The 23,036-nt window shown below is 59.2% G+C and carries 20 protein-coding genes and 1 pseudogene; 7 read left to right on the top strand and 14 right to left on the bottom strand.

Features of this window, described 5'->3' with window-relative positions; genetic code table 11:
* Window positions 1-16 precede the first annotated feature (16 nt).
* Window positions 17-736 (top strand): PA5502 family lipoprotein, encoded by a 720-nt coding sequence (locus tag V6607_RS00475; protein ID WP_003214825.1) that lies wholly within the window; start codon window positions 17-19, stop codon window positions 734-736.
* A 112-nt stretch (window positions 737-848) separates the two neighbouring features.
* On the opposite strand, the gene katE is transcribed toward V6607_RS00475, so the two are convergent.
* Window positions 849-2,990 carry a catalase HPII gene (gene katE / locus V6607_RS00470; protein ID WP_134325500.1) on the bottom strand — a complete coding sequence of 714 codons (2,142 nt, stop codon included), beginning with the start codon at window positions 2,988-2,990 and terminating at the stop codon, window positions 849-851.
* Window positions 2,991-3,258: 268 nt separating this feature from the next.
* Here katE and V6607_RS00465 point away from each other — a divergent pair, with 268 nt between their 5' ends.
* From V6607_RS00465 to V6607_RS00455, 3 genes are read left to right on the top strand one after another with little or no spacing between them, the layout of a single operon-like run.
* Window positions 3,259-4,266: a methionine ABC transporter ATP-binding protein gene (locus tag V6607_RS00465; protein ID WP_134325499.1), complete on the top strand. Its 1,008-nt coding sequence runs from the start codon at window positions 3,259-3,261 to the stop codon at window positions 4,264-4,266.
* Complete coding sequence (locus tag V6607_RS00460; protein ID WP_003214831.1) at window positions 4,266-4,940, top strand: methionine ABC transporter permease; 675 nt, start codon at window positions 4,266-4,268, stop codon at window positions 4,938-4,940. The genes V6607_RS00465 and V6607_RS00460 overlap by 1 nt, the downstream gene beginning before the upstream one ends.
* 51 nt (window positions 4,941-4,991) lie before the next feature.
* A complete protein-coding gene (locus tag V6607_RS00455) occupies window positions 4,992-5,765 on the top strand; it encodes a MetQ/NlpA family ABC transporter substrate-binding protein (protein WP_003214835.1) in 774 nt (257 codons plus the stop codon).
* 212 nt (window positions 5,766-5,977) lie between these two features.
* On the opposite strand, the gene V6607_RS00450 is transcribed toward V6607_RS00455, so the two are convergent.
* The 5 genes from V6607_RS00450 to V6607_RS00430 are packed head-to-tail and all read right to left on the bottom strand — an operon-like array spanning window position 5,978 to window position 9,895.
* Complete coding sequence (locus tag V6607_RS00450; protein ID WP_008439627.1) at window positions 5,978-6,613, bottom strand: SCO family protein; 636 nt, start codon at window positions 6,611-6,613, stop codon at window positions 5,978-5,980.
* Complete coding sequence (gene cyoE, locus V6607_RS00445) at window positions 6,610-7,509, bottom strand: heme o synthase (RefSeq protein ID WP_008439626.1); 900 nt, start codon at window positions 7,507-7,509, stop codon at window positions 6,610-6,612. The genes V6607_RS00450 and cyoE overlap by 4 nt, the downstream gene beginning before the upstream one ends.
* Entirely contained in the window at window positions 7,497-8,576 is a 1,080-nt protein-coding gene (locus V6607_RS00440) for a COX15/CtaA family protein (RefSeq protein WP_008439624.1), read from the bottom strand. The genes cyoE and V6607_RS00440 overlap by 13 nt, the downstream gene beginning before the upstream one ends.
* Before the next feature lie 10 nt (window positions 8,577-8,586).
* The gene (locus V6607_RS00435) at window positions 8,587-9,186 is read right to left on the bottom strand and encodes a hypothetical protein (protein ID WP_023659276.1); all 600 of its coding nucleotides are present in this window, start codon (window positions 9,184-9,186) and stop codon (window positions 8,587-8,589) included.
* Complete coding sequence (locus V6607_RS00430) at window positions 9,152-9,895, bottom strand: SURF1 family protein (protein ID WP_102370206.1); 744 nt, start codon at window positions 9,893-9,895, stop codon at window positions 9,152-9,154. The genes V6607_RS00435 and V6607_RS00430 overlap by 35 nt, the downstream gene beginning before the upstream one ends.
* 84 nt (window positions 9,896-9,979) lie before the next feature.
* Between V6607_RS00430 and V6607_RS00425 the strand changes: the two genes are divergently transcribed.
* Window positions 9,980-10,183 (top strand): twin transmembrane helix small protein, encoded by a 204-nt coding sequence (locus tag V6607_RS00425; RefSeq protein WP_010168612.1) that lies wholly within the window; start codon window positions 9,980-9,982, stop codon window positions 10,181-10,183.
* A 6-nt stretch (window positions 10,184-10,189) separates the two neighbouring features.
* On the opposite strand, the gene V6607_RS00420 is transcribed toward V6607_RS00425, so the two are convergent.
* From V6607_RS00420 to coxB, 4 genes are all read right to left on the bottom strand, one after another.
* Entirely contained in the window at window positions 10,190-11,077 is an 888-nt protein-coding gene (locus V6607_RS00420; RefSeq protein WP_003214849.1) for a cytochrome c oxidase subunit 3, read from the bottom strand.
* A 35-nt stretch (window positions 11,078-11,112) separates the two neighbouring features.
* On the bottom strand, window positions 11,113-11,664 hold the full coding sequence (locus tag V6607_RS00415; protein WP_008439615.1) for a cytochrome c oxidase assembly protein: 552 nt from the start codon (window positions 11,662-11,664) through the stop codon (window positions 11,113-11,115).
* A gap of 141 nt (window positions 11,665-11,805) precedes the next feature.
* Entirely contained in the window at window positions 11,806-13,395 is a 1,590-nt protein-coding gene (gene ctaD / locus V6607_RS00410) for a cytochrome c oxidase subunit I (protein WP_003214853.1), read from the bottom strand.
* A 58-nt stretch (window positions 13,396-13,453) separates the two neighbouring features.
* Entirely contained in the window at window positions 13,454-14,581 is a 1,128-nt protein-coding gene (gene coxB / locus V6607_RS00405) for a cytochrome c oxidase subunit II (RefSeq protein ID WP_003214854.1), read from the bottom strand.
* 368 nt (window positions 14,582-14,949) lie between these two features.
* On the opposite strand from coxB, the gene V6607_RS00400 reads away from it, so the two are divergent.
* Window positions 14,950-15,597, top strand: a complete 648-nt coding sequence (locus V6607_RS00400; protein WP_003214855.1) for a hypothetical protein — start codon at window positions 14,950-14,952, stop codon at window positions 15,595-15,597.
* Between the two features lie 129 nt (window positions 15,598-15,726).
* Here the strand turns inward: V6607_RS00400 and V6607_RS00395 are convergent, their stop codons facing one another.
* From V6607_RS00395 to V6607_RS00385, 3 genes and pseudogenes are all read right to left on the bottom strand, one after another.
* Window positions 15,727-17,274, bottom strand: coding sequence for a SulP family inorganic anion transporter (locus V6607_RS00395; RefSeq protein ID WP_134325498.1), 1,548 nt, complete (start codon window positions 17,272-17,274; stop codon window positions 15,727-15,729).
* Between the two features lie 85 nt (window positions 17,275-17,359).
* Window positions 17,360-18,091: a carbonic anhydrase gene (locus V6607_RS00390; protein ID WP_003214859.1), complete on the bottom strand. Its 732-nt coding sequence runs from the start codon at window positions 18,089-18,091 to the stop codon at window positions 17,360-17,362.
* 196 nt (window positions 18,092-18,287) lie between these two features.
* Window positions 18,288-19,121 (bottom strand): annotated as a pseudogene (locus tag V6607_RS00385) (PA0069 family radical SAM protein); the annotation flags it as partial.
* Window positions 19,122-19,492: 371 nt separating this feature from the next.
* On the opposite strand from V6607_RS00385, the gene V6607_RS00380 reads away from it, so the two are divergent.
* On the top strand, window positions 19,493-20,149 hold the full coding sequence (locus V6607_RS00380; protein WP_058410394.1) for a hypothetical protein: 657 nt from the start codon (window positions 19,493-19,495) through the stop codon (window positions 20,147-20,149).
* Between the two features lie 83 nt (window positions 20,150-20,232).
* On the opposite strand, the gene V6607_RS00375 is transcribed toward V6607_RS00380, so the two are convergent.
* Window positions 20,233-23,031, bottom strand: a complete 2,799-nt coding sequence (locus V6607_RS00375) for an SEC-C metal-binding domain-containing protein (RefSeq protein WP_033987773.1) — start codon at window positions 23,029-23,031, stop codon at window positions 20,233-20,235.
* Window positions 23,032-23,036: the final 5 nt, after the last annotated feature.

Genomic DNA, 23,036 nt, shown 5'->3' with positions numbered 1-23,036 from the left:
TTAGAGAGTCGCAGGAATGAAGCTGTTCAACGCCCGTTATCTGCTCCTTGCCGCATTTTCCTTGCTGCTGGGCGCCTGCCAAAGCACCCCGCCCGCCGCCCCCCAGGCGCCGGACGCACGTGCTGCGGCCATCGCACAGCTGGAGCAAAACCTCGCCAGCAGTGAACTGGCCACCGCCGAAGACGAGCTGGCCGCCTTGCAGGCCCAGTCGCCCAACGATCCGGCGCTGGAGCCTTATCAGCGCCAACTGGCCGAAGCCTATTTGCAGCGCAGCCAGATCGTCCTGCAAAAGGGTGATGTCAACGCTGCCGCGACGGCCCTGAGCCGCGCACGGGCATTGATGCCCAAGGCTCCGGCGCTGACCGGTGGCGTCAACAGTGCGATCGCCCATGCCCGTAAAGTCGAGCTGGACAAAGCCGAGGCCGCCCTGAAAGCCGCCGAAGCCAAGCCGCCGGCCAAGGTCATCGACCCGGCAGCGCCAAGCACTACGGTTGCGCTGAACCTCACCGATATCGAGGCGCTGCGCCATCAACTGGATGAGATCGCCACCGATGTGGTGAATTACCAGTGCGATGTGAGCATCCAGGCACCGCGCACCGAAGATTACCCATGGCTGGCCACGTTGCTGACCAAACGGGTGAAGCGCATCGATTCGGGGTATGACCTGAAGATTCACCGGCAGATCCTGAAGAAGGTTCCGGCGCAGGTCGTGCTGATTCCGCGTAAGACTGAATAACGCCATTCGCGAGCAAGCCCGCTCCCACATTTAACCGAGTTCCAACTTTGGAATGCGGTCAAATGTGGGAGCGGGCTTGCTCGCGAAGGCGATCTAACAAACGACCAATACCTTAAGCCGGAACAGCTTTAGCCTTCGGCTCCCGATCCCAGACCCGATGCTGGGCAATCGCCGCAAAGAACGCCTTAAACACCTTCGCGTCGCCGCCCACAATCAAGCCCGCATCCGCCTCAAGCTTCAGCACATCCAGCAACTGCTTCGCCTCACCGGCCAGGGCAATTGCTTTCAAGTGCTTGTAGGCCTCCAGCAGGTAATGCAACGCCACACCATCAGCGCTCAACGCCTGAACCGACTTGGCGCCACCCGGCACAAACACCGCATCGAACGCCACCGAAGGCAAGCCTTCCATGGAAGCATCCACCGGCAGGCTCTTGCCATCCGCCGTCGTTACCGGCGCCGAGGTAGGCCCCAGCAACTTCGCATGCGCACCTGCAGCCTCAAGCGCCTTCTTCAAGGCATCAATCGCCGCACCATCAACACCGTTCGCCGCCAGAATCGCCACCTTGCGGGTCTTAATATCACCCGACAGCAAATTGGCCTGGCTCAACGCTGGCGAGCGTTCCGGAGACGTCTTGCGCTCTGGCACCGTACCTTTAGTCGGTGCTGGCAAGCCCAGGTTCTGCGCCACACGCTTGGCCAGTTCCAAGTCGATGTTGGCGAGGATCTCGTTCACCTGGCGAGCGCGAATAAACTCACGCTCCACCTTGCCCAGTTCAAAGCTGTAGGCGGCGATGATGTGCTCCTGCTCGTGCTTGCTCATGCTGCGGAAAAACAGGCGCGCCTGGGAGAAGTGATCACCGAACGACTCGCTGCGCTCACGGATCTTGTGGGCATCAATACGCTCCGGATACGTCTCAAAACCACCGTCCTGCGCCGCAGGCGGAGTTTCTTTCGGCCAGCCGCCATCAATCGAGTTCGGCTCGTAGGACGCGCGGCCCTTGTCGATGGTGGTGCGGTGCATGGCATCGCGCTGGCCGTTATGGAACGGCGCTACCGGACGGTTGATCGGCAACTCGTGAAAGTTCGGCCCGCCGAGTCGGCTGATCTGCGTATCGGTGTAGGAAAACAGACGGCCTTGCAGCAGCGGGTCATTGGAAAAGTCGATGCCCGGCACGATATGCCCCGGGCAGAACGCCACTTGCTCGGTCTCGGCAAAGTAGTTGTCCGGGTTGCGGTTGAGCACCATCTTGCCCAACGGCGTGATCGGCACCAGCTCTTCGGGGATCAGCTTGGTCGGGTCGAGAATATCGAAGTCGAACTTATGCTCGTCTTCTTCGGCGATGATCTGCACGCCCAATTCCCATTCCGGGTAATCGCCACTTTCAATGGATTCCCACAGGTCACGACGGTGGAAGTCCGTGTCTTTGCCCGCCAGCTTCTGCGCCTCGTCCCACACCAGGGAGCAGGTGCCGACGGTAGGCCGCCAGTGGAATTTGACGAAGTTGGATTTGCCCTCGGCGTTCACCAGGCGGAAGGTGTGCACGCCAAAACCCTGCATGGTTCGCAGGCTTTTCGGGATCGCCCGGTCAGACATGGCCCAGATCACCATGTGCGCCGACTCCGGCTGCAGCGAGACAAAATCCCAGAACGTATCGTGGGCTGAGCCGCCGGTAGGAATCTCGTTGTGGGGCTCAGGTTTTACCGCATGCACGAAGTCAGGAAACTTGATCGCGTCCTGAATGAAAAACACCGGCATGTTGTTACCCACCAGGTCGAAGTTGCCCTCATCGGTGAAGAACTTCACGGCAAAGCCACGCACGTCACGCACGGTATCACCCGAGCCGCGAGGGCCCTGCACCGTAGAGAAACGCGCAAATACCGGGGTTTTGTGTTCGGGGTTACGCAGGAATCCGGCCTTGGTCAGCGCCGAGTGGTTTTCGTAGGTCTGGAAATAACCATGGGCACCGGTACCCCGAGCATGAACGATACGTTCCGGGATCCGCTCATGGTCAAAGTGCGTGATTTTTTCACGCATGATGAAGTCTTCCAGCAGCGATGGGCCACGGGAGCCGACCTTCAAGCTGTTCTGGTTATCGGAAACCTTCACGCCCTGGTTGGTGCGCAGTGCCTGGCCCGTCGCGTCGGAGCGGAATGTTTCCAGGCTTTGCAGCTTGGCGTTGGTGTTGCCACGGTCCAGAGTGTCGGTGCCCGCAAGTTCGCTCTTGGGCGGGGTAACTGGCTTTTTAGTACTCATCAGACAAAAACTCCTCGTTTGCGTAGGCCAGAGCGATCCCCGGCTCTTCTTGAGCAAAACCCCAGGCACGGCACCTGGGAGTTTCGAGTTGCTTATGTAGTGACTGACACGGTTTTGTACCGTTCCTTTTTTATGACCTTTGATCGCGTTATTGCCAAATCGCTGGTCGGATGAGAAATAAATGCTAAGAAACGCTATACGGACAGGCTAAAATGCGCGCCCGGCTAACCGCTGATCCCTTTTTAATGCGCCCCACAAGGTTCGCTACGTGATCGAGTTTCATAACGTCCATAAAACCTACCGGGTCGCCGGTAAGGATATCCCCGCACTGCATCCCACCAACCTGCGCGTCGAAAATGGCCAGGTGTTTGGTCTGATCGGCCATTCCGGTGCGGGAAAAAGTACTTTGCTGCGTCTGATCAACCGCCTGGAGCAACCCAGCGGCGGCCAGATCAAGGTCGATGGCGAAGAAGTCACCGCCCTCGACGCCAACGGCCTGCGCCGTTTCCGGCAACAGGTCGGGATGATCTTCCAGCACTTCAACCTGCTGGCATCCAAGACCGTTGCCGACAACGTGGCGCTGCCGCTGACTCTCGCGGGCGAACTTTCCCGCAAGGAAATCGACCTGCGCGTGGCCGAATTGCTGGCGCGGGTCGGCCTGTCCGACCATGCCAAGAAGTACCCGGCGCAGTTGTCTGGCGGCCAGAAGCAGCGCGTCGGCATCGCCCGCGCCCTGGCCACCAAGCCGAAAATCCTGCTGTGCGACGAAGCCACCAGCGCCCTCGACCCGCAGACCACGGCCTCGGTCCTGCAACTGCTGGCCGAGATCAACCGCGAGCTGAAGCTGACCATCGTGCTGATCACCCATGAAATGGACGTGATCCGCCGCGTGTGCGACCACGTGGCCGTGATGGACGCCGGCGTGATCGTCGAGCAAGGCACCGTCGCTGACGTATTCCTGCACCCCAAGCACCCGACCACCAAGCGCTTCGTGCAGGAATCCGAGCAAGTCGACGAAGGCGAACAGCGTGATGACTTCGCCCATGTACCGGGGCGCATCGTGCGACTGACGTTCCAGGGCGAAGCGACCTACGCGCCGCTGCTGGGTACCGTCGCCCGCGACACGGGTGTGGACTACAGCATCCTCGCCGGTCGTATCGACCGCATCAAAGACATTCCCTACGGGCAACTGACCCTCGCCGTCACCGGCGGTGACATGGAGGCCGCCTTCGCCGCCTTCACCGCGGCAGACGTCCATATGGAGGTGCTGCGCTAATGGAAATCCTCTTGAGCTTTTTCTCGAACATCGACTGGTCGGAAATCCTGCTCGCCACCGGCGACACCATGACCATGCTGTTCGGCTCGCTGCTGTTCACCGTATTGCTGGGCTTGCCGTTGGGCGTGCTGCTGTTCCTGTGCAGCCCGCGTCAGCTGTTCGAGCAAAAGAATGTTTATGCGCTGTTGTCGCTGGTGGTGAACATCCTGCGTTCGCTGCCGTTCATTATCCTGTTGATCGTAATGATCCCGTTCACGGTGCTGATCACCGGCACCTCGCTGGGTGTTGCCGGTGCAATTCCGCCACTGGTGGTGGGTGCCACGCCGTTCTTTGCGCGCCTGGTGGAAACCGCGCTGCGTGAAGTGGACCGCGGGATTATCGAAGCGACCCAGGCCATGGGCGCGACCACTCGCCAGATCATTACCAACGCGTTGCTGCCCGAAGCCCGCCCCGGCATCTTCGCGGCGATTACGGTGACGGCGATTACACTGGTTTCCTACACGGCCATGGCCGGTGTAGTGGGTGCCGGTGGCCTGGGTGACTTGGCGATCCGCTTCGGTTATCAGCGCTTCCAGACCGACGTGATGGTGGTCACCGTGGTGCTGCTGCTGATCCTGGTACAAATTCTGCAAACCGTCGGCGACAAGCTGGTGGTGCACTTTTCTCGAAAATAACGGCTATTGCCGGCGTTAAGCCGGCCAATTCCCGAACAAGGAGCTTGTTGAATGAAAAAACTACTGGTTGCTTTCGCCGCCGTTGCCGCGTTCTCCGCCCACGCCGCCGAAACCCTCACCGTGGCCGCGTCCCCGGTGCCGCACGCTGAAATCCTCGAATTCGTGAAGCCGGCTCTGGCCAAGGAAGGCGTGGACCTGCAGGTCAAAGTCTTCACCGACTACGTTCAGCCAAACGTACAGGTAGCCGAAAAGCGCCTGGACGCCAACTTCTTCCAGCACCAGCCGTACCTGGATGAGTTCAACAAAGCCAAGGGCACTCACCTGGTGAGCGTTGGCGCTGTGCACCTGGAGCCTCTGGGCGCCTACTCCAGCAAGTACAAGAAGCTGGAAGACCTGCCAAGCGGCGCCAACGTCGTGATCCCGAACGACGCCACCAACGGCGGCCGTGCGCTGTTGCTGCTGGCCAAGCACAACCTGATCACCCTGAAGGACCCGACCAACATCCTGTCGACCATCAAGGACATCACTGAAAACCCGAAAGGCCTGAAATTCCGCGAACTGGAAGCCGCCACCCTGCCGCGCGTGCTGACCCAGGTCGACCTGGCGCTGATCAACACCAACTACGCCCTGGAAGCCAAGCTGGACCCCTCCAAGGACGCACTGGTGATCGAAGGCAACGACTCGCCTTATGTGAACATCCTGGTGACCCGCGAAGACAACAAGGATTCGGACGCGGTGAAGAAGCTGGTAGCAGCCCTGCACACCCCGGAAGTGAAAGCGTTCATTCTTGAGAAGTACAAAGGCGCGATCCTGCCGGCGTTCTGATCCAAGGCCGAAACCCCGATCGAAAAAGCGGACGCAGAGCGTCCAGTGGGGCATTCCCACGCAGAGCGTGGGAACGATCCAAACCAATGTGGGAGCGGGCTTGCTCGCGAAGGCGGTGGTTCAGTCGATACATCTGTTGACTGACACACCGCCTTCGCGAGCAAGCCCGCTCCCACATTTGATTTGTGTCGCTCAGAAAATGGTCGGCAGGCTTATTTACGCTGCAACAACCCCGGGAACTGCGCTACCAGCTTCTGGTTGTTCAACGGCGCCCGGATAAACCCGCGCTGGGTGCCGTCCGGCCCGATCAGCGCGAGGTTGCCGCTGTGGTCGACGGTGTAGTTGGGCTTGCTGGTGTCTGCCGGAATAAACGGAATGCTCACCGCATTCGAAACCTTCTGCACATCGTCCACACTCGCACCGGTCAGGCCCTCGAACTGTGGATCGAAGTAGCCCAGGTACTGCTTGAGCTGCGCCGGTGTATCGCGGTTCGGGTCAACGCTGACCAAAATCACCTGCAACTTATCCACAACGTCCTTGGGCAGCTCGCTCTTGATCTGCCGCAGCTGGGCGAGGGTGGTCGGACAGATGTCCGGGCAGAAGGTGTAGCCGAAGAACAGCACGCTCCACTTGCCTTTCAGCTCGTTGACCACCACCGGCTGGCCGTCCTGGTTGGTCATGGTCACCGGCGGCAACTGGCGGCTTTGCGGCAGCAGGATGATGCCGGCATCGATCAAGGCCGTCGGGTCGCCCTGGCCTTTGCCACTTAGGACTTTGTTGACGGTCAGGCCCATGATCAACGCGACAATGGCCACCAGAATGAAGACAGTTTTTTGAGTTCGAGTCATAGGTTCAACAATAGGTAATGGTCTACGAGCAGGGCGATAAACAGCGCGAACAAGTACCAGATAGAGTACTTGAAGGTGTTGATCGCCGCGTGCGGCCGACTGCCACGGTACAGCACCCAGGCCCATTGCAGAAAGCGCCCGCCCAGAACCAGTGCGCACACCAGGTACAGCATGCCGCTCATGTGGATGACATAGGGCATCAGGCTGACCGCCAGCAAGGCGAAGGTGTAGAGCAGGATATGCACCTTGGTGTAGTGCTCGCCGTGAGTCACGGGCAGCATCGGGATGTCGGCCTTGGCGTATTCCTCCTTGCGGTGAATCGCCAGGGCCCAGAAGTGCGGCGGGGTCCAGGCGAAGATGATCAGCACCAGCAGCAACGGCTCGGCGCTGACGTGGCCAGTGACGGCAACCCAACCCAGCAACGGCGGCGCGGCGCCGGCCAGCCCACCGATGACGATGTTCTGCGGCGTCGCACGCTTGAGAAAACCGGTGTAGATCACGGCGTAGCCCAACAGGGAAGCCAGGGTCAGCCAGGCGGCCAGCGGATTGGTAAACGCCAGCAACAGCGCCAGCCCGGCCACCGCCAGCACCATCGCAAAAACAAGCGCCGCCACAGGCGATACGCGCCCTTCCGCCAGCGGGCGCTTATGGGTACGCGCCATCAGCGCATCGATGCGCCGGTCCACCACATGGTTGACCGCCGCCGCGCCGCCGGCACACAGCGCGATCCCCAGGTTGCCGAAAATCAGCACCGGCCACGGCACCCCGGCGCGGGTGGCGAGGAACATGCCCACCAGCGAGGTGATGAGCATCAGCACCACCACTTTTGGCTTGGTCAGCTCCAGATAGTCACGCCAGATCGCCTGGCTGTGACGCTCGCTGATCAAGGTCGCCATGGCATCTCTCCTTTAATGGTCATGAGGCCCGACACGTGTTTACGCGGGCTGAAGCGCCAGCCGAACGGCAACTGATGTCGCACCCGAACCAGGCTGGTGCGGGCGTGGTAATTGACCAGCACCAGCGTCAGCAGCAACGCCGCGCCGCCGGCGTTATGCGCGACCGCAACCGGCAGCGGCAGGTGGAAGTACACGTTACTCAGGCCCAGGCAGAGTTGCGCCGCCAGGGCGATCAGCAACAGGCCCGCCAGGCGGGTCATGCCGACCACCTTGAGCTGCCAGGCCAGGCCCAGCAACACGACAGTGACCAGCAGCGCGCCAATCCGGTGGGTGAGGTGAATCGCCGTGCGCGCATCACTGTCCAGTTGCCCGCCGAGGTAATTGGGGCCGATATGCTGGGTCAGGTGAAAGCCATTGGCGAAATCCGCCGCCGGCCACCATTGCCCGTGACAGGTCGGCAGGTCGATACACGCCACGGCTGCGTAGTTGGAGCTGACCCATCCACCCAGCGCGATCTGGCCGATCACCAGCACCAGCCCGGCCGTGGCCCAATACTGCAAACGCCTGGGCACAATCAGCGCCGGCAATACGCCGGACAATCGCAGCGTCAGCAAGAACAGCAGGCTCAACGTCGCAAACCCGCCCAATAAATGCCCGGTGACCACTTGCGGCCAGAGCTTCAGCGTCACCGTCCACATGCCAAACGCTGCCTGGGCGAACACCACCGCCAACAGGAACAACGGCAGCTTCAACGGCTGGCCCGGATGATGCCGATGGGTCCAGGCGCGCGCCGCCAGCAGCACGATCAACAGCCCGAGGGTGCCGGCGAAGTAACGGTGGGTCATCTCGTTCCAGCCCTTGTCCGCCTCGACCGGAGTGTCCGGGTAATGCAGTTCGGCATGGGCCAGCTGGGCTTCGCTTTTCGGCACGCTGATAAAGCCATAGCAACCCGGCCAGTCCGGGCAACCGAGACCCGCGTGGGTGAGGCGGGTATAGGCGCCCAGCAGCACCACGATCAGGGCCAGCAGGGTGGCAAACAGCGCGAGGCGAAATCCAGGTTTGGCCATGACGGTGTCCTTATCCGATGTTCGACAGTTTCAGCAGCAGGCGCAGGTCGTTGAGCAGGTCCTTGCCCTTGACCCGGGCGTCGTAGCGCAGCACCAGGTTGCCGTGGGGGTCGACGATCCACAGCTGGGCATCGCCGCTGCCTTGGGCGGCGGCGTCTTTGTTGAAGGTCGACAGGTCCAGGGAATAGCGTTGCAGTTGCGGGTATTCGGCCTTGAGTTTGGCGTCATACGCGGTGCTGACCGGCTGCGCACTGGCCAGGGCGTGGCTGGCGCGGGAGGCATCACGGCCCAGGCCGATCTGGAGTTGGCGTGCGAGGTACACCAGTTGCTGGCAGTCGGCGGCGCAGGCGGTGGGCGCGGTGACCAGCAGTTGCCAGCGGTCTTCGTCAGCCTGCACGCCAATGTCGGCACGGGTCTGGCCATTGCCGATCATCTCGCCGTGGTAGCTGCGGCTGTCCGGCACCCAGAACTGCAATTTGTACATAAAGGTGGCGAGCACCATCGGGCCGACCACCATCAGCAGGATCAGGATCAGTTGCCAGCGGCCCTTGCGCCGATTGGGCGCTGCCGGCGTGTCAGACATGTTGAGTGGATTCATGGCCGCTCCCATGGCGCTTCTCCTTTTTTGTGTTGTGCCATCCGAGGTAGAGGTAAAGGCCGAACAGCGCCACCGCCATGGCGAACCACTGCACGGCATAGCCCAGGTGTTTTTCCGGGCCCATGGCGACCACGGGCCAGTTGGTTTCGAAAGTGCCAGGGCCCGCTTCAGCCCGCACTTCATAGGCGAATCCGCTGCGGCCCAACTCGGTCCACAGCGCTGCGGGATGCAGTGCGGTCAACAATCGTGGCCACTGTGCGCCCGCCGGATCGGCATGCAACTGGAAGGTCTCGCCAGGCGCCACATAGACCCAGGCGTCGAGATTCAACAGTTGTTCGGGAGTGGTGAAAACCGGCGGTGCACGGCGGTCCGGCCAGGGCAGCCAGCCACGATTGAGCAACAGCCACTCGCCGCTGGCCTGATCATGGAAAGGTTGCAGTAGCTCCACACCGACCTTGCCGTCGCGAAAGCGGTTATCCAGCAACACGCTGTGCTCGGCATCGAACTGCCCGCGCAAATGCACACGACGGAACGCCGGATCTTCGGTGGCCTGCAGTTGCGTACTGCTCATGGGCTCGGCAGCGCGGCGCTCGGCGTAAGTGTCCAGCAGCGCCTGTTTTTCGTGACCGCGAGACAGCTGCCAAAAGCCGAGAAATACCAGTAACGGCAGCAGCACGAGTACCACCAGCGTCGGCGCAATACCGGGGCGAAAGGGTTTCATGGCATTGCCGCAGAGGTCGGTGCTGCGCTGGCTATACTGAATCTCATTGCTCGCCCCCTCCAAAAAAGAGCCCCGGAGCCCACCATGCTCAAAGCAGCCATTGCCCTGATGCTGATTGCTACCGTCGTGAGCCTGTTCAGTGGCTTGTTCTTCCTGGTCAAGGACGAGGGCAACTCCAACCGCCTCGTCACTGCCTTGACCGTGCGTGTGGTGCTGGCCGTGATCACCCTGGGGTTGATCACCTGGGGTTTCTTCAGCGGCCAGCTGGTATCTCATGCGCCCTGGTGAAACACCTCAAAGCACGTAAACGAAGAAAAACAGCCCGATCCACACCACGTCCACAAAGTGCCAATACCAACTGGCCGCCTCGAACCCGAACTGGTGTTCGTTGTTGAAATGCCCTTTCAGGATGCGCATCAGCATCACAAACAAAATGATCGTGCCGATGGTCACGTGGGCACCGTGGAAGCCGGTGAGCATGAAGAAGGTCGCGCCGTACACGCCGGAACCCAGGGTCAGGCCCAACTCCTTATAGGCATGGATGTATTCCTCGGCCTGGAACCCGAGAAACGCCCAACCCAGCAACACGGTGATCGCCAGCCAGATCTTCAGTGCGCCGCGATGGCCTTTGCGCAAGGCATGGTGGGCGATAGTGATGGTCACGCTGGAGCTGACCAGCAAGATCGTGTTGATCAGCGGCAAGCCCCACGGGCTGATGGTGCCCTTGGGCGCCGGAAACATTTTCGGGTCGGGATTGTTCAGCAGCGGCCAGGCAAATTCGAAGTTCGGCCACAGCATGTGCGCGATGCCCTTGTGGCCTTCGCCCGCCAGCCACGGCGCCGACATGTGCCGCACATAAAACAGCGCACCGAAAAAAGCGATGAAGAACATCACTTCGGAAAAGATGAACCAGGTCATGCCCCAGCGAAAGGAGCGGTCCATCTGCGAACTGTACAAACCGGCGCGACTTTCCTTGATCACCGCGCCGAACCAGCCAAACATCATGTAGGCCAGCAGCAGGCCACCGACGAAAAATATCAGCGGGCCGTGGGATTCCGGGCGTGCGGCCTTCAAATCGTTGAACCAGGTCGCCAATCCGAACACCGTGATCAGCATCCCCAACGTAGCAATTATGGGCCACTTGCTTTGCGCTGGTACGTAGTACGTATCATGAGTCGACATGTATTCGTTCTCCTAATCGAGCCCGCAAGCAACGCCTAGCCGCCGGTATGGACAGCCACGGGCGGTTGGCGCGCGGTGATATCGAACAGCGTGTACGCCAGGGTCAAATGCTTCACATCCTTGGGCATGTCGCGGTCGACAATGAAGCGCACCGGCATCTCTATGCGCTGACCTGGCTGTAGCACTTGCTGGGTGAAGCAAAAACACTCGGTCTTGTGGAAGTACATCGCCGCCTCGGCCGGCGAAATGCTCGGCACCGCCTGGGCGGTCATCGGCTTGTCGGTGGGGTTGTAGGCCACGAACAGCATCTCGGTGACTGCGCCGGGATTGACCACCACCTCGTCGGCCTTGGAGTGAAATTCCCAGACCATATCGATGGCATTGGTGGACAGGAACTGCACCCGCACCTGCCGCGTCGGGTCCACCACCTGCTCGCCTTCGTACTGCCCGGCGGTCTTGCCGTTGATGCCGAACGCCTTGCACATCACGTCGTAGATCGGCACCAGGGCAAAGCCGAAGGCGAACATCGCCACCACCAGGATCAGCAGGCGCGTGACCAGGCGCTTGATAGGCACGGACTCAAGCATGGCGGCCACCTGCGAATGAATGTTCTGCGAATGGCCTTTCTGTGGGAGCTGGCTTGCCTGCGATGCTGGCAACTCGGTCTTTCAGGTACACCGAAGTGATGCCATCGCAGGCAAGCCAGCTCCCACAGGATAGGGAGGTGTTCATTTGACCTCCGGTGGCGTGGTGAAGGTGTGGTACGGCGCGGGCGAAGGAATGCTCCACTCCAGCCCTTCGGCGCCATCCCACGGCTTGGCCGGCGCAGGCGGGCCGCCACGGATGCACTTGATGACGATGAACAGGAAGAAGATCTGCGTCGCGCCAAAGGTGAAGGCACCGATGGAAGAGACCATGTTGAAGTCGGCGAACTGCAGGTTGTAGTCCGGCACCCGACGCGGCATGCCGGCAAGCCCTACGAAGTGCATCGGGAAGAACGCCATGTTCATCCCCACGAACGACAGCCAGAAGTGCAGCTTGCCCAGGGTTTCGTCGTACATGTGGCCGGTCCATTTCGGCAGCCAGTAGTAGGCCGAGGCGAAGATCCCGAAGATCGCCCCAGGCACCAGTACGTAATGGAAGTGCGCCACCACGAAGTAGGTGTCGTGGTACTGGAAGTCCGCCGGGGCGATGGCCAGCATCAGCCCGGAGAAACCGCCGATGGTGAACAGAATCACGAAGGCCACCGCGAACAGCATCGGCGTCTCGAAGGTCAGCGAGCCTTGCCACATGGTGCTGACCCAGTTGAACACTTTCACGCCCGTGGGCACCGCGATCAGCAGCGTGGCGTACATGAAGAACAGCTCGCCCACCAGCGGGATGCCCACCACGAACATGTGGTGCGCCCACACGATGAACGACAGGAACGCGATGCTCGCCGTGGCGTACACCATCGAGGTGTAGCCGAACAGCGGCTTGCGCGAGAAGGTCGGGATGATCGAGCTGACGGCACCGAACGCCGGCAGGATCATGATGTACACCTCGGGGTGGCCGAAGAACCAGAACACATGCTGGAACAGCACGGGGTCACCACCACCGGCGGCACTGAAGAAGCTGGTGCCGAAGTGGATGTCCATCAGCATCATGGTCACGCAGCCCGCCAGTACCGGCATCACCGCGATCAGCAGGAAGGCTGTGATCAGCCAGGTCCAGACGAACAGCGGCATTTTCATCAACGTCATGCCGGGAGCGCGCAGGTTGAGGATGGTGGCGATGACGTTGATCGCGCCCATGATCGAACTGATGCCCATCAAGTGGATCGCGAAGATGAAGAACGTCACGCTTTCCGGCGCGTAGGTGGTGGAGAGCGGGGCGTAGAAGGTCCAGCCGAAGTTCGGCCCGCCGCCGGGCATGAACAGGGTGGAAACCAGCATCAGGAACGCCGCCGGCAACAGCCAGAAACTGAAGTTGTTCATGCGCGGCAGGGCCATGTCGGGCGCGCCGATCATCAAAGGGATCATCCAGTTGGCCAGGCCGACAAACGCTGGCATCACCGCACCGAACACCATCACCAGGCCGTGCATGGTGGTCATCTGATTGAAGAACGCCGGCTCGACGATCTGCAAACCCGGCTGGAACAGCTCGGCACGGATCACCATGGCAAACGAGCCACCAAGCAGGAACATGCAGAAGCTGAACCACAGGTACATCGTGCCGATGTCTTTGTGGTTGGTGGTCAGTACCCAACGCATCAGGCCCTTGGCGGGGCCGTGAGCGTGGTCACCGGCATGACCGTGGTCATCGATCACAGCGCTCATGGCCTTTCTCCTGCGAACGAGTGGGCGGGACGGTTCAGGGAATATGCAATGAAGGAAGTCATTTGCTTTCCGCCTGTTTCAGAGCCAGCACGTCTTTAGGTGTGACCATGTCGCCTTTGTTGTTGCCCCAGGCGTTACGTTCATAGGTCACGACCGCCGCGATATCGACTTCCGACAGTTGCTTGCCGAACGCCGCCATGGCGGTGCCGGGCTTGCCGAAGTACACGCGGTGCAGGTGGTCTTCCTTGGGCCCGGTGGCAATCGGCGAGCCCTTGAGCGCCGGGAACATCGGCGGCAGGCCCTGGCCTTCGGCCTGGTGACAGGCGACGCAGGTGGTGTGGTAGATCTTGTCGCCACGGGCCACCAGCTCATCCAGGGTCCATTCCTTGGAGGTCAGCTCCTTGAGCTTGGCCGCCTCTTCCTTACGCTCGCCGAGCCAGGTGTCGTAGTCGGCCTTGGATTTGACCTCCACCACGATGGGCATGAAGCCGTGGTCCTTGCCGCACAGTTCAGCGCACTGGCCGCGATAGATGCCGGGCTTTTCGATGCGGGTCCAGGCCTCGTTGACGAAGCCGGGAATCGCATCACGCTTCACCGCAAACGCCGGCACCCACCAGGAGTGAATCACGTCCGCAGCGGTCACCAGGAAACGCACTTTGGCGCCCACCGGCAGCACCAGCGGCTGGTCGACTTCCAACAGGTAATGCTCGCCTTTGACGGCCTGGTTATGGATCTGCTCGGCGGGCGTGGCCAGGTTGCTGAAGAACTCGACATCCTGGCCCAGGTATTTGTAATGCCACTTCCACTGGTAGCCGGTGACCTGGATATCGATATCCGACTCAGTGCTGTCGTAGATGTTGATCAGCGTCTTGGTGGCCGGAATGGCCATCGCCACCAGGATCAGCAAGGGCACCACGGTCCAGAGAATCTCCACCGTCGTACTCTCGTGGAACTTGGCTGCCACCTGTCCCGTGGAGCGCCGGTGAACGATCATCGACCAGAACATCGCGCCAAACACGACGATGCCAATCGCCACACAAATCCAGAAAATGGTCATGTGCAGGTCAAACACGGCGTGACTGACTTCAGTGGCCCCTGGCGCCATATTCGTTGTCCAGGCGGCTTGCGCCTGGCCGAATACTGACCACAACAGGAGGCCCATCCAAACATGTGGATGTCGCGTCATTGCGGGTTCCCCTTATCATTCTTGTTATCCCGCCGGTTTGCACCTGCGGCCAAGGGAGCGGCTTCCATACTGCTTACAACCGCCAGGCCTTGCCTGCTCATGCAGTCGGGCGTCATCAGCTAATTGCGTACAAAATCGAGTATAGACAGCGACCGCCACCCCGCAATGTGATCGGGCAAATGAACGAAAATGAGGAAACGGACCACACAACAGGACCGGTGGCGCGCGTTATCCGACGAACGATGGCAATTTGATATAACGCCAGCGCATAACCATGAAATAATTATGACAAATGCGTCTTAGGCTCTCGTATAAACGAGCTACCTTATGCTCTCCCTATTTCCTACGCCTGCATCACTGGAGCTTTCATGAACACCGCCGCATTGCGCGAGCAGATTTCCCGTGCCCATCAACACGAATCCAGCACTGGCCAGCTTGCTCAGCAGCTGGAAGTCCAGTTACCGCACCTGCACCCGGCGATTTCCGTGCCTGACGTCGACGCCAAGGGCGTGATGACGCGTTTTGTAAGCGCCTACATCGACCAGGTCCCCGATCTGCTGGACGCGGCCAACGATGTTGCCCGCGAAGCCGGTATTGAAAGCCAGATCAAACCGGTGCTGAAAATCGCCGAGCATTTCTTCCTGCAGCCGCCGGCGATCCTGGCCGGGCATGAAGGCCTGGACGGTTTGCTGGATGAGGCTTACCTGGCGCATCGCCTGGTGGAAGAGGTCAACGATCTGTATATCAAGCACTTCGGCCAGCCGTTGATTCCGCTGGATACCACTGTGGCGAACGTGATTGCGCACCAATTGATCGGCGAGGCGTTTGCCAATCAGCTGGATGAGGCGGTGCACCACGCGGTGGATGAGATGCTTAACGAAGAGAGTTTTGCGCTGGAGTCGGTCGAAGCCTACCGCGACAAGCTCAAGAGCCCGGACACGGAAGCGGCGTGGAAGCGCTGGCCGTGCCTGTCGCGGCAGTTGGGCGTGGGTCTTGAGCTGGACCAGCCAGCTTAGATTTGCCGGCTTGCAAAGATCCAATGTGGGAGCGGGCTTGCTCGCGAAAGCGGTGTATCAGAAACACATTCAGTGACTGACACTGCGCCTTCGCGAGCAAGCCCGCTCCCACATTTTGATCCGGTTTCGTCAGCCAACAGACGGCGCCGAGCCTATTCCGGTCGTCGTTCTTACCCGTCCCTCCAACCTGCGCTTCAACCCCCGCGCCTCGATCATCAGCTTCGAGCCCTTGGCCGCATTGGCCCGACCCCATTCCTCCAATAGCTCAAGGCAGGAGTGGTCGATATAACTCAGGTTACTGAGCGGCACATGCAAGATGGTCCCGGCGGGTACCGTCGACAGCACCTGGGTCAATGCAGGCACCTTGAGAAAGGTCCCGGCCCCCGTCAATCGCAGCTCCATCTCGCCCTCCTGCGGCAGGTCGATCAGGCTTATCTTCAAGCGTGAGGCCTTGAACGCCAGCTTCACCAGCGTCAACCCGAAGCCCACCAACACACCCGTCAGCAGGTCGGTAAAGATGATCGCCAGCGCCGTCGCCGCGTAGGTAAACATCGGCATTCGCCCGTAGCGCGCCAGGCCACGAAACGCCTTCATGTCCACGAGCTTGATCCCGGTGTACACCAGCACACCCGCCAGGCTTGCCACCGGAATGCTTTGCAGCACACTGGACAGCAACAGCACGAACGCCAGCAGCCACAAGCCGTGGAACATCGCCGACAAACGCGTGGTAGCGCCGGCCTGGACGTTGGCCGAACTGCGCACGATCACACCGGTCATCGGCAGGGCGCCGACCAGGCCACACAGCATGTTGCCCACGCCTTGTGCCGACAATTCCTTGTCGAAGTCGGAACGCTGGCCACTGTGCATACGGTCGACTGCCGCCGCCGAAAGCAGCGTTTCAGCGCTGGCGATAAATGCCACGGCGAAGGCCGCGATCAACAGATTGGGATCCGCCAGGTTCAGCAGGTCGCTGGGGCGCAGCCAATCGATGGCATCCGCGAGATTTTCCGGCACCTCCACCCGCTTGACCTGCAACGCCAGCACCAGGCTGGTGACTGTCGCCAAACCCACGCCGAGCAGGGCGCCGGGGACGAAGCGCAGCTTTTGCGGGCGGAACTTGTCCCACAGCCACATCACCATAATCGTCGACAGCCCGAGCAAACCGGCCTGCCAGCCGAGCCCGCCGCCCAATGTGGGGATCGCCTGGATCAGTGCCGCAGGGAAGCCGGCGAGGTTATCCAGCCCCGAGGGCTTTGGCACACCGTCGAGCATCACGTGTGCTTGCGACAGGACAATCAGCACCCCGATCCCTGCCAGCATCCCGTACACCACTGCAGGCGCAGTCACGCGGAACCAGCAGCCCAGGCGCAAACGCCCGGCCACCAATTGCAGGAAGCCCGCCAGCAACAGGATCGGCCCGAGCATGGCCATGCCATGCTGGCGAACCAGTTCGAACACCAACACCGCCAAACCTGCCGCCGGACCGCTGACTTGCAACGGCGACCCCGCCAGCCAACCGACCACCAGGCCACCGATGATGCCGGTGATCAAGCCTTTGGCCGGAGGCATTCCGGACGCGATGGCGATCCCCATGCACAGCGGCAGGGCGACCAGAAACACAACCACGGAAGCCAGCAGCTCCCGTGGCAGCACAGCTTTCAATTGAGCAGCACGCATAATGACTCTCCCGAGGCATTCGCCGGGCGTGGCAAGGCCTGGCTGCTCGAATGGCAGCCATCGCATTACCCGACAGGGGATTGTTTTAGAAGCGCGCTTTAGGCGTCGCGGATGGAATCGGCTGGGTACCGTTCAAGGGCAGGAACGCTGCCTGATCCGCATCGTAGGCCCTGATTTCGCTGGTCTCGATGTCGTAGACCCAGCCATGGATAAACAAATGCCCGTTGGCCATGCGCGAGGCCACGGAGGGATGAGTGCGCAGGTGCTGCAGTTGGGCGATCACGTTTTCTTCGGTCAGCACGTGCATGCTTTCGTGTTCGTTGGCGCAATCGCAGTTGTCCTGGACCATGGTCTTGGCGACCTCGGCGTGGCGCAGCCAGGCCTTTACCGTGGGCATTTTTTCCAGGCTTTGGGGGTTGAGCACCGCGCGCATGGCGCCGCAGTCGGAGTGGCCGCAAATGATGATGTGCTGCACACCAAGGGCCAGTACCGCGTACTCGATAGCCGTTGAAACACCGCCGTTCATCTGCCCATAAGGCGGCACGACGTTACCGACGTTACGGGTCACGAACAAATCCCCAGGGGAGCTATGGGTGATCAGCTCGGGAACGATGCGCGAGTCGGCGCAGGTAATGAACATCGCCCGCGGGCTCTGGGCCGTGGCGAGTTTTTTGAAGAGCTCTTCCTGCTGGGGGAAGATCTCGTTATGGAAATGCAAAAAGCCTTCAACGATGTGCTGCAGCGCTGCATCGGCGGATTCCGCCTCGTGAGGGGCTGAAGCCGACGCAGCCAACGGCTGTTTATCCTTGTCACTCATAATTCATCCTCTTGGTTGGAGCAGGGGAGTTTTCCAGTGCGGCCGGCGCCCGAACTGAAACGCCGACTCATTAGTCACTCGATGAACAAGGTACCCGCCGAAACTTAACTCAAACTGAATGAGCCGCTCTAGATCGGGGCTTTCAGTGATATCAAAACGCGACTACTCCTACAGAAAAGTACGCTTATCCAGCAGTTTACAATAATGCCATCTGTCTGCCCGGCGGACAAAACGCCGTGCAATCCAGATTAAACCCTTCCCGCCGGTTGAGCCCCAATCGTTTGATCGCCTTGGCGAAACGTTGCGCCAGCAAATCGGCAAACGGCCCTTCGCCACGCATGCGTACACCGAAGCGGCTGTCGTAGACCTCACCGCCGCGCACCTGCCGCACCAGGCTCATCACATGGGCCGCGCGCTGCGGGTAATGGGCCGCCAGCCATTCCTCAAACAGCGGCGCCACCTCCAGAGGCAAACGCAGCATCATGTACGCCGCGCTCTGTGCCCCCGCGGCATGAGCTTCGGCCAGCAGGCTTTCCAGCTCGCTGTCGTTGATCATCGGGATCATCGGCGAACACAGCACGCCCACCGGGATCCCCGCCTCACGCATCACCCGGATCGCCCGCAGCCGGGCCTTGGGCGCAGCCGTGCGCGGTTCGAGGATGCGCTTGAGTTCATCGTCCAGGCTGGTGAGGCTGATCATCACCGCCACCAGCCGCTGCTGCGCCAGCTCGGTCAGCAGGTCGAGGTCCCGCAGGATCAGCGAGCCCTTGGTAATGATCGTCACCGGATGACGGTAGCGCAGCAGCACTTCGAGGATTTGCCGGGTGATCTTGTACTCGCGCTCGATGGGCTGGTACGGGTCGGTGTTGGAGCCCAGGTTGATCGGCGCGCAGGTGTAGCCCGGTTTCGACAGTTGCTGCTCAAGCACCTCGGCGGCGTTGGTCTTGGCGATCAGCTTGGTTTCGAAGTCCAGCCCCGGCGACAGGTCCCAATACGCGTGGCTGGGCCGCGCATAGCAGTAGATACAACCGGTCCTTATCCATTAAGTCAACCCCTAGACACCGATGTGTGAGGGTATCACCAGGGAGAGGTAGAAATACCGGGTCTAACAGAAATGAATCGCATCCGCGGCGTGACCTAGGGCCAACGGGCTCATCGGCATTGGCTGCCCAGCTAACAGCAGATGTCGGCTCCTTAACAAGCCTCGACCAGAGCCGAACCTGCCACTACGTCATAGGTTTATGGCTGCAGGTAGTGAATCGTCCCAGCTTTTGAGACACACGATGCCACTTTTGGCTGGGAGTTCCAGGTAGTAGCAGGCCGGAATCGGCCAGATGCGGTCATTGCCCGGTGTCGATAGAATCCTTGGCTACATGACTCTGCTCTGACTTGGGCATCTGTATGCACTTCGATGAATTACTGGCACGGTCGGCCATGCTTGAGGACAGGCTTGTCGGCTTTTTCGCCCTGCCCTTGGTCAATGCCTCCAGTCGCCTGCAGGCAACCCAAGCTCTAGCTAGTCTAGGATTTGAGCACGCCCGGGGCCTGAAGCATCTGGTGGCAGCAGGGCTGTACACCTCTGCTGCAGCATTGCTGCGAGTACAGTACGAATCACTAGTTCGCGCACTGTGGGTGCTTTATGTAGCCAAGGATGGTCAGGCGGATTTAATGCTTGCTGAGCTCACACATGAGACGGCAAAGCAGGCAAGCAAAATCCCTATGCTCAGCCAAATGTTGGAAGAGATTGAGGTGAAAGCTCCGCACGCTCCGGTAGCACACCTAAAGGAGTTTAAGCATTACTCTTGGAGACCTTTGAGTTCCTACGTGCATGGAGGCATCCATGCAGTTAATCGTCACGGAAGGGGGTTTCCGCCAGAGCTGGTTTTAGCAGAGATCCAGCACTCGAATGGTCTGCTCGGAATCGCAGGCAATCTGCTTTTGATCCTTAGTGGTGTACCGCCGGAGACAGGGATGATGGCAGGCATCTACAAGGAGTTCCAAGACTGCTTCCCTGCTAATAACCCACCATACAAGCGTACGGCCGAACCGGCTCATTGACCGTTTGGAGTGGTCAGTTTTCGGCCAAGAGCAGACATTTCTGCGATGTTGAAGAGGCTCGCGCCCTGTTCAGTCTTAGGCCGTCAAGCCCCATGACATTTTTTATATTTCAGGCCAGAGCCACAGGGGCATCGATCATTTCTTCCTACCGCACCGAACATCTGCCCGATAGTAGGTTTCAACGCCTCATAGGCGAGTTGGGCAATGTAATTTGATTGATTTTCAACTTCCTGACGTTGCTCGCCAGTCAACCCGTCAAAATAAGGACCCAAACGTGTCATTTCAGCATCTGCGTCATCGTGCCGCCCGCATAGTGCCAGTATCACCGCATATTGGCTTCGTACCTGAACCAGCCTGTTCACCAGTCCAGCCGTATTTACAATCGGCAAAACGTGCTGCTCCATGACTTCTCTGGCGCCTTCATAGTCTTTCCTGGCGACAAATTCATCCGCCAAATCCTGGCCGACCCGCACCATAGACTCTGGCGCACCGGCCATGTTGTAGAACTTCATCGAATGAATACGGATGAATGGCGTTGGTTTTCCACGCGCTTGAAGGATTATTGCGTACAACTCTAGTGCGTCGGCGAGATGTTTGAGATGTTCATGAACATTTTCTGGGCGTTTTATAATTTTCCATAGCACATCCGCATTTTTACCCATCACATCTGCCGGACGAATACCGAACAGGTCGTAATATCCATCAGTGACCTTCCAGCACAGCGCTTCTGCCTCCTTATATCTCTTTAACTTCCATAGAGCTATGGCATGGTTATAGTCAAATATGCGTTCATGCTCAGCATCGGGCAACTTCGTGATGGCCTGCTCTACAAGCCGCTTAACCTCGTATGCGTTACCATTTTCTGCTGAGAATAATATCCGTTTCATTGCATATGCAATTTGTTCACGAAAATCAAACTTATACTCAATAAGAAGAGCTTCCATGGCCTCAAGTCGCTGGACGATTTTATCAGGACGGCCTTCTCGAAGCTCAGAGAAAACTAGTCCATCCAACGCCCAGAATTTATGAACAGGTTCCAGTGTATCTGAATTCGTTGCTCGTTCTAGACTTGCCAGTATGTCGACGTTAATACCCATCTCATAAAATAGCTCCTCGCCTGAAAGTGCGATGAGTGTCATGACATCGTTGAGTTTGATATAAACCTGGGTCAACAACGCGAATCTTGATGTGTCGCGAGTTTTGTGAAGGCTCACGACCAGCAGCTCTTTCAATGCCATAAGTGCGTTATTTGCCACCGCCGGATCCATAAGCTCCAAGTGCTGCAGCCCCAGTGCTCTGACGGCGTCATGTACCTTCAGCATCTGGTTCCCAAAAATCTCAACGGTGCCGGTGGCCCGCATTTTCTTAAGAATTGAGGCAGCGCCACCTGTGGATACATTTAGTGACTTGACCAGAAGCTCACAAACTTCTTCGCGACTCAACCCCACATCAGTCAGGCTGAACAATGCCAGCGAATCCTGAGTTAACTTATCAAACCCCTGATAAATACGGGTAAGGATGACTTCCTGCGCAGTCTCGACACTGTTTTCCTGCTGCTGAAGTTCAGCGCACAGCACATCGACATTGCCTCCGTATTCTGTGACCGCTATTTTTGCAGCGCTCTGAACATACAGCGGCAGTCCACCGGTATAAGTCCGCAGTTGCTCGTAGCCTTGAGCGGTGGCATAGCCACCGAGATCGTCTACTGCTGCGGCCACCGTATCAATATCCCACCCCAAAAGTGCCTCACGCTGCAGTCCAGTAACAGCTTCCAGCTCGCGGACGTTGTCATGGGGCTGGCACAGCAGGACGAAACGAATGCATTTGGTTGCATTCAGTGTATCGCGCAGATTTTCTACAGGAACACGATGCGCATTATCTAAAATCAGCAGCAGGGTGGCTCCTTGCTGATCCAGAAATGTGTCGAATGTTCTGAGTGCCTCGTAACCACTGGCGCCCGGCAGCAGGATTTTTCGCAGACCATCCCGATCCGGCGTTGCAAATTTCGCTGCCAACTCACGAACCAGTGTGCTCGCCAGAGCAGGGCCCGGAAGGTCGCCGGTGTCATAGTAGGCACACAGCTGAGAGCAGTGTAGAGCTGCCTGCGCTGCCCACGCTGTCTTGCCTGCACCGGATAATCCGCAAATGATACGTACACGCTCGTCGGATGCGAGAGATGGCTCCAGTTTTTGTGGCCTGTAAAACGCTGGAGGTGCGGGGAAATCCTGTAGTTGAACGATGAGTTGCTCAAATAGCGCAGGTAGGTCTTTGGCGTGAAACGCATGCTGTTTGTTCGGGGCACTACCCGTGGCTGCAAGCTGCGCCAGTCCGGCTAGCTTCCATATCAGGGAATCCGGGGACAACAATGAAAAATTCAGCTTCTCCGCTTGGGCGATACACCATGCCGCTGCATCAGTTAGCGACTCCCAGGCGGGCGGAAGTGCCGGGTGGCGTTCAGAAGTAGATTGGGGCCAAACGAAAAGAACATCAGGGGGGAGTTTTTTATCGTTGATAGTCTGCTGGAACTGAACGCTCGGTGCTTGGTTCGCGACGATAACAAAGGCAGCCTCGCCTTTGCGCATCCCCTCAGCATGCTCATTTCGCAGGTTTTCAAAACGCTCTAGGGCGCTTGAAATATCGCTGGGAATGATTGGTTTTGAACGGGTCTTAACCTGCACATAGATTCGTCCCTGATCGGTAACAAGCTCAATATCCTCATCAAGCTCAACCATCACCACATCGACGGCGGCCGCCTGCGCTAATAGCAAGCAACCAACGGTATACAGGTGCTGATATAAGAATCCTCTGTGTACCGCTTCGATGCGTATCAGTTGAGTAACATCTAGCACATCTGGAGTGCTTTTTTCATCGCCTCCCTGCATTTTTT

This window comes from Pseudomonas sp. KK18 (assembly GCF_037094675.1).
Classification (GTDB): domain Bacteria; phylum Pseudomonadota; class Gammaproteobacteria; order Pseudomonadales; family Pseudomonadaceae; genus Aquipseudomonas.
This window is presented reverse-complemented; position numbering and strand designations above follow the sequence as displayed.

Coding starts and splice junctions, on each gene's coding strand:
- V6607_RS00475 (WP_003214825.1), top strand. CDS start 17: ATGAAGCTGTTCAACGCCCGTTATCTGCTCCTTGCCGCATTTTCCTTG.
- katE (WP_134325500.1), bottom strand. CDS start 2,990: ATGAGTACTAAAAAGCCAGTTACCCCGCCCAAGAGCGAACTTGCGGGC.
- V6607_RS00460 (WP_003214831.1), top strand. CDS start 4,266: ATGGAAATCCTCTTGAGCTTTTTCTCGAACATCGACTGGTCGGAAATC.
- V6607_RS00455 (WP_003214835.1), top strand. CDS start 4,992: ATGAAAAAACTACTGGTTGCTTTCGCCGCCGTTGCCGCGTTCTCCGCC.
- V6607_RS00450 (WP_008439627.1), bottom strand. CDS start 6,613: ATGACTCGAACTCAAAAAACTGTCTTCATTCTGGTGGCCATTGTCGCG.
- cyoE (WP_008439626.1), bottom strand. CDS start 7,509: ATGGCGACCTTGATCAGCGAGCGTCACAGCCAGGCGATCTGGCGTGAC.
- V6607_RS00440 (WP_008439624.1), bottom strand. CDS start 8,576: ATGGCCAAACCTGGATTTCGCCTCGCGCTGTTTGCCACCCTGCTGGCC.
- V6607_RS00435 (WP_023659276.1), bottom strand. CDS start 9,186: ATGGGAGCGGCCATGAATCCACTCAACATGTCTGACACGCCGGCAGCG.
- V6607_RS00430 (WP_102370206.1), bottom strand. CDS start 9,895: ATGAAACCCTTTCGCCCCGGTATTGCGCCGACGCTGGTGGTACTCGTG.
- V6607_RS00425 (WP_010168612.1), top strand. CDS start 9,980: ATGCTCAAAGCAGCCATTGCCCTGATGCTGATTGCTACCGTCGTGAGC.
- V6607_RS00420 (WP_003214849.1), bottom strand. CDS start 11,077: ATGTCGACTCATGATACGTACTACGTACCAGCGCAAAGCAAGTGGCCC.
- V6607_RS00415 (WP_008439615.1), bottom strand. CDS start 11,664: ATGCTTGAGTCCGTGCCTATCAAGCGCCTGGTCACGCGCCTGCTGATC.
- ctaD (WP_003214853.1), bottom strand. CDS start 13,395: ATGAGCGCTGTGATCGATGACCACGGTCATGCCGGTGACCACGCTCAC.
- coxB (WP_003214854.1), bottom strand. CDS start 14,581: ATGACGCGACATCCACATGTTTGGATGGGCCTCCTGTTGTGGTCAGTA.
- V6607_RS00400 (WP_003214855.1), top strand. CDS start 14,950: ATGAACACCGCCGCATTGCGCGAGCAGATTTCCCGTGCCCATCAACAC.
- V6607_RS00395 (WP_134325498.1), bottom strand. CDS start 17,274: ATGCGTGCTGCTCAATTGAAAGCTGTGCTGCCACGGGAGCTGCTGGCT.
- V6607_RS00390 (WP_003214859.1), bottom strand. CDS start 18,091: ATGAGTGACAAGGATAAACAGCCGTTGGCTGCGTCGGCTTCAGCCCCT.
- V6607_RS00380 (WP_058410394.1), top strand. CDS start 19,493: ATGCACTTCGATGAATTACTGGCACGGTCGGCCATGCTTGAGGACAGG.
- V6607_RS00375 (WP_033987773.1), bottom strand. CDS start 23,031: ATGCAGGGAGGCGATGAAAAAAGCACTCCAGATGTGCTAGATGTTACT.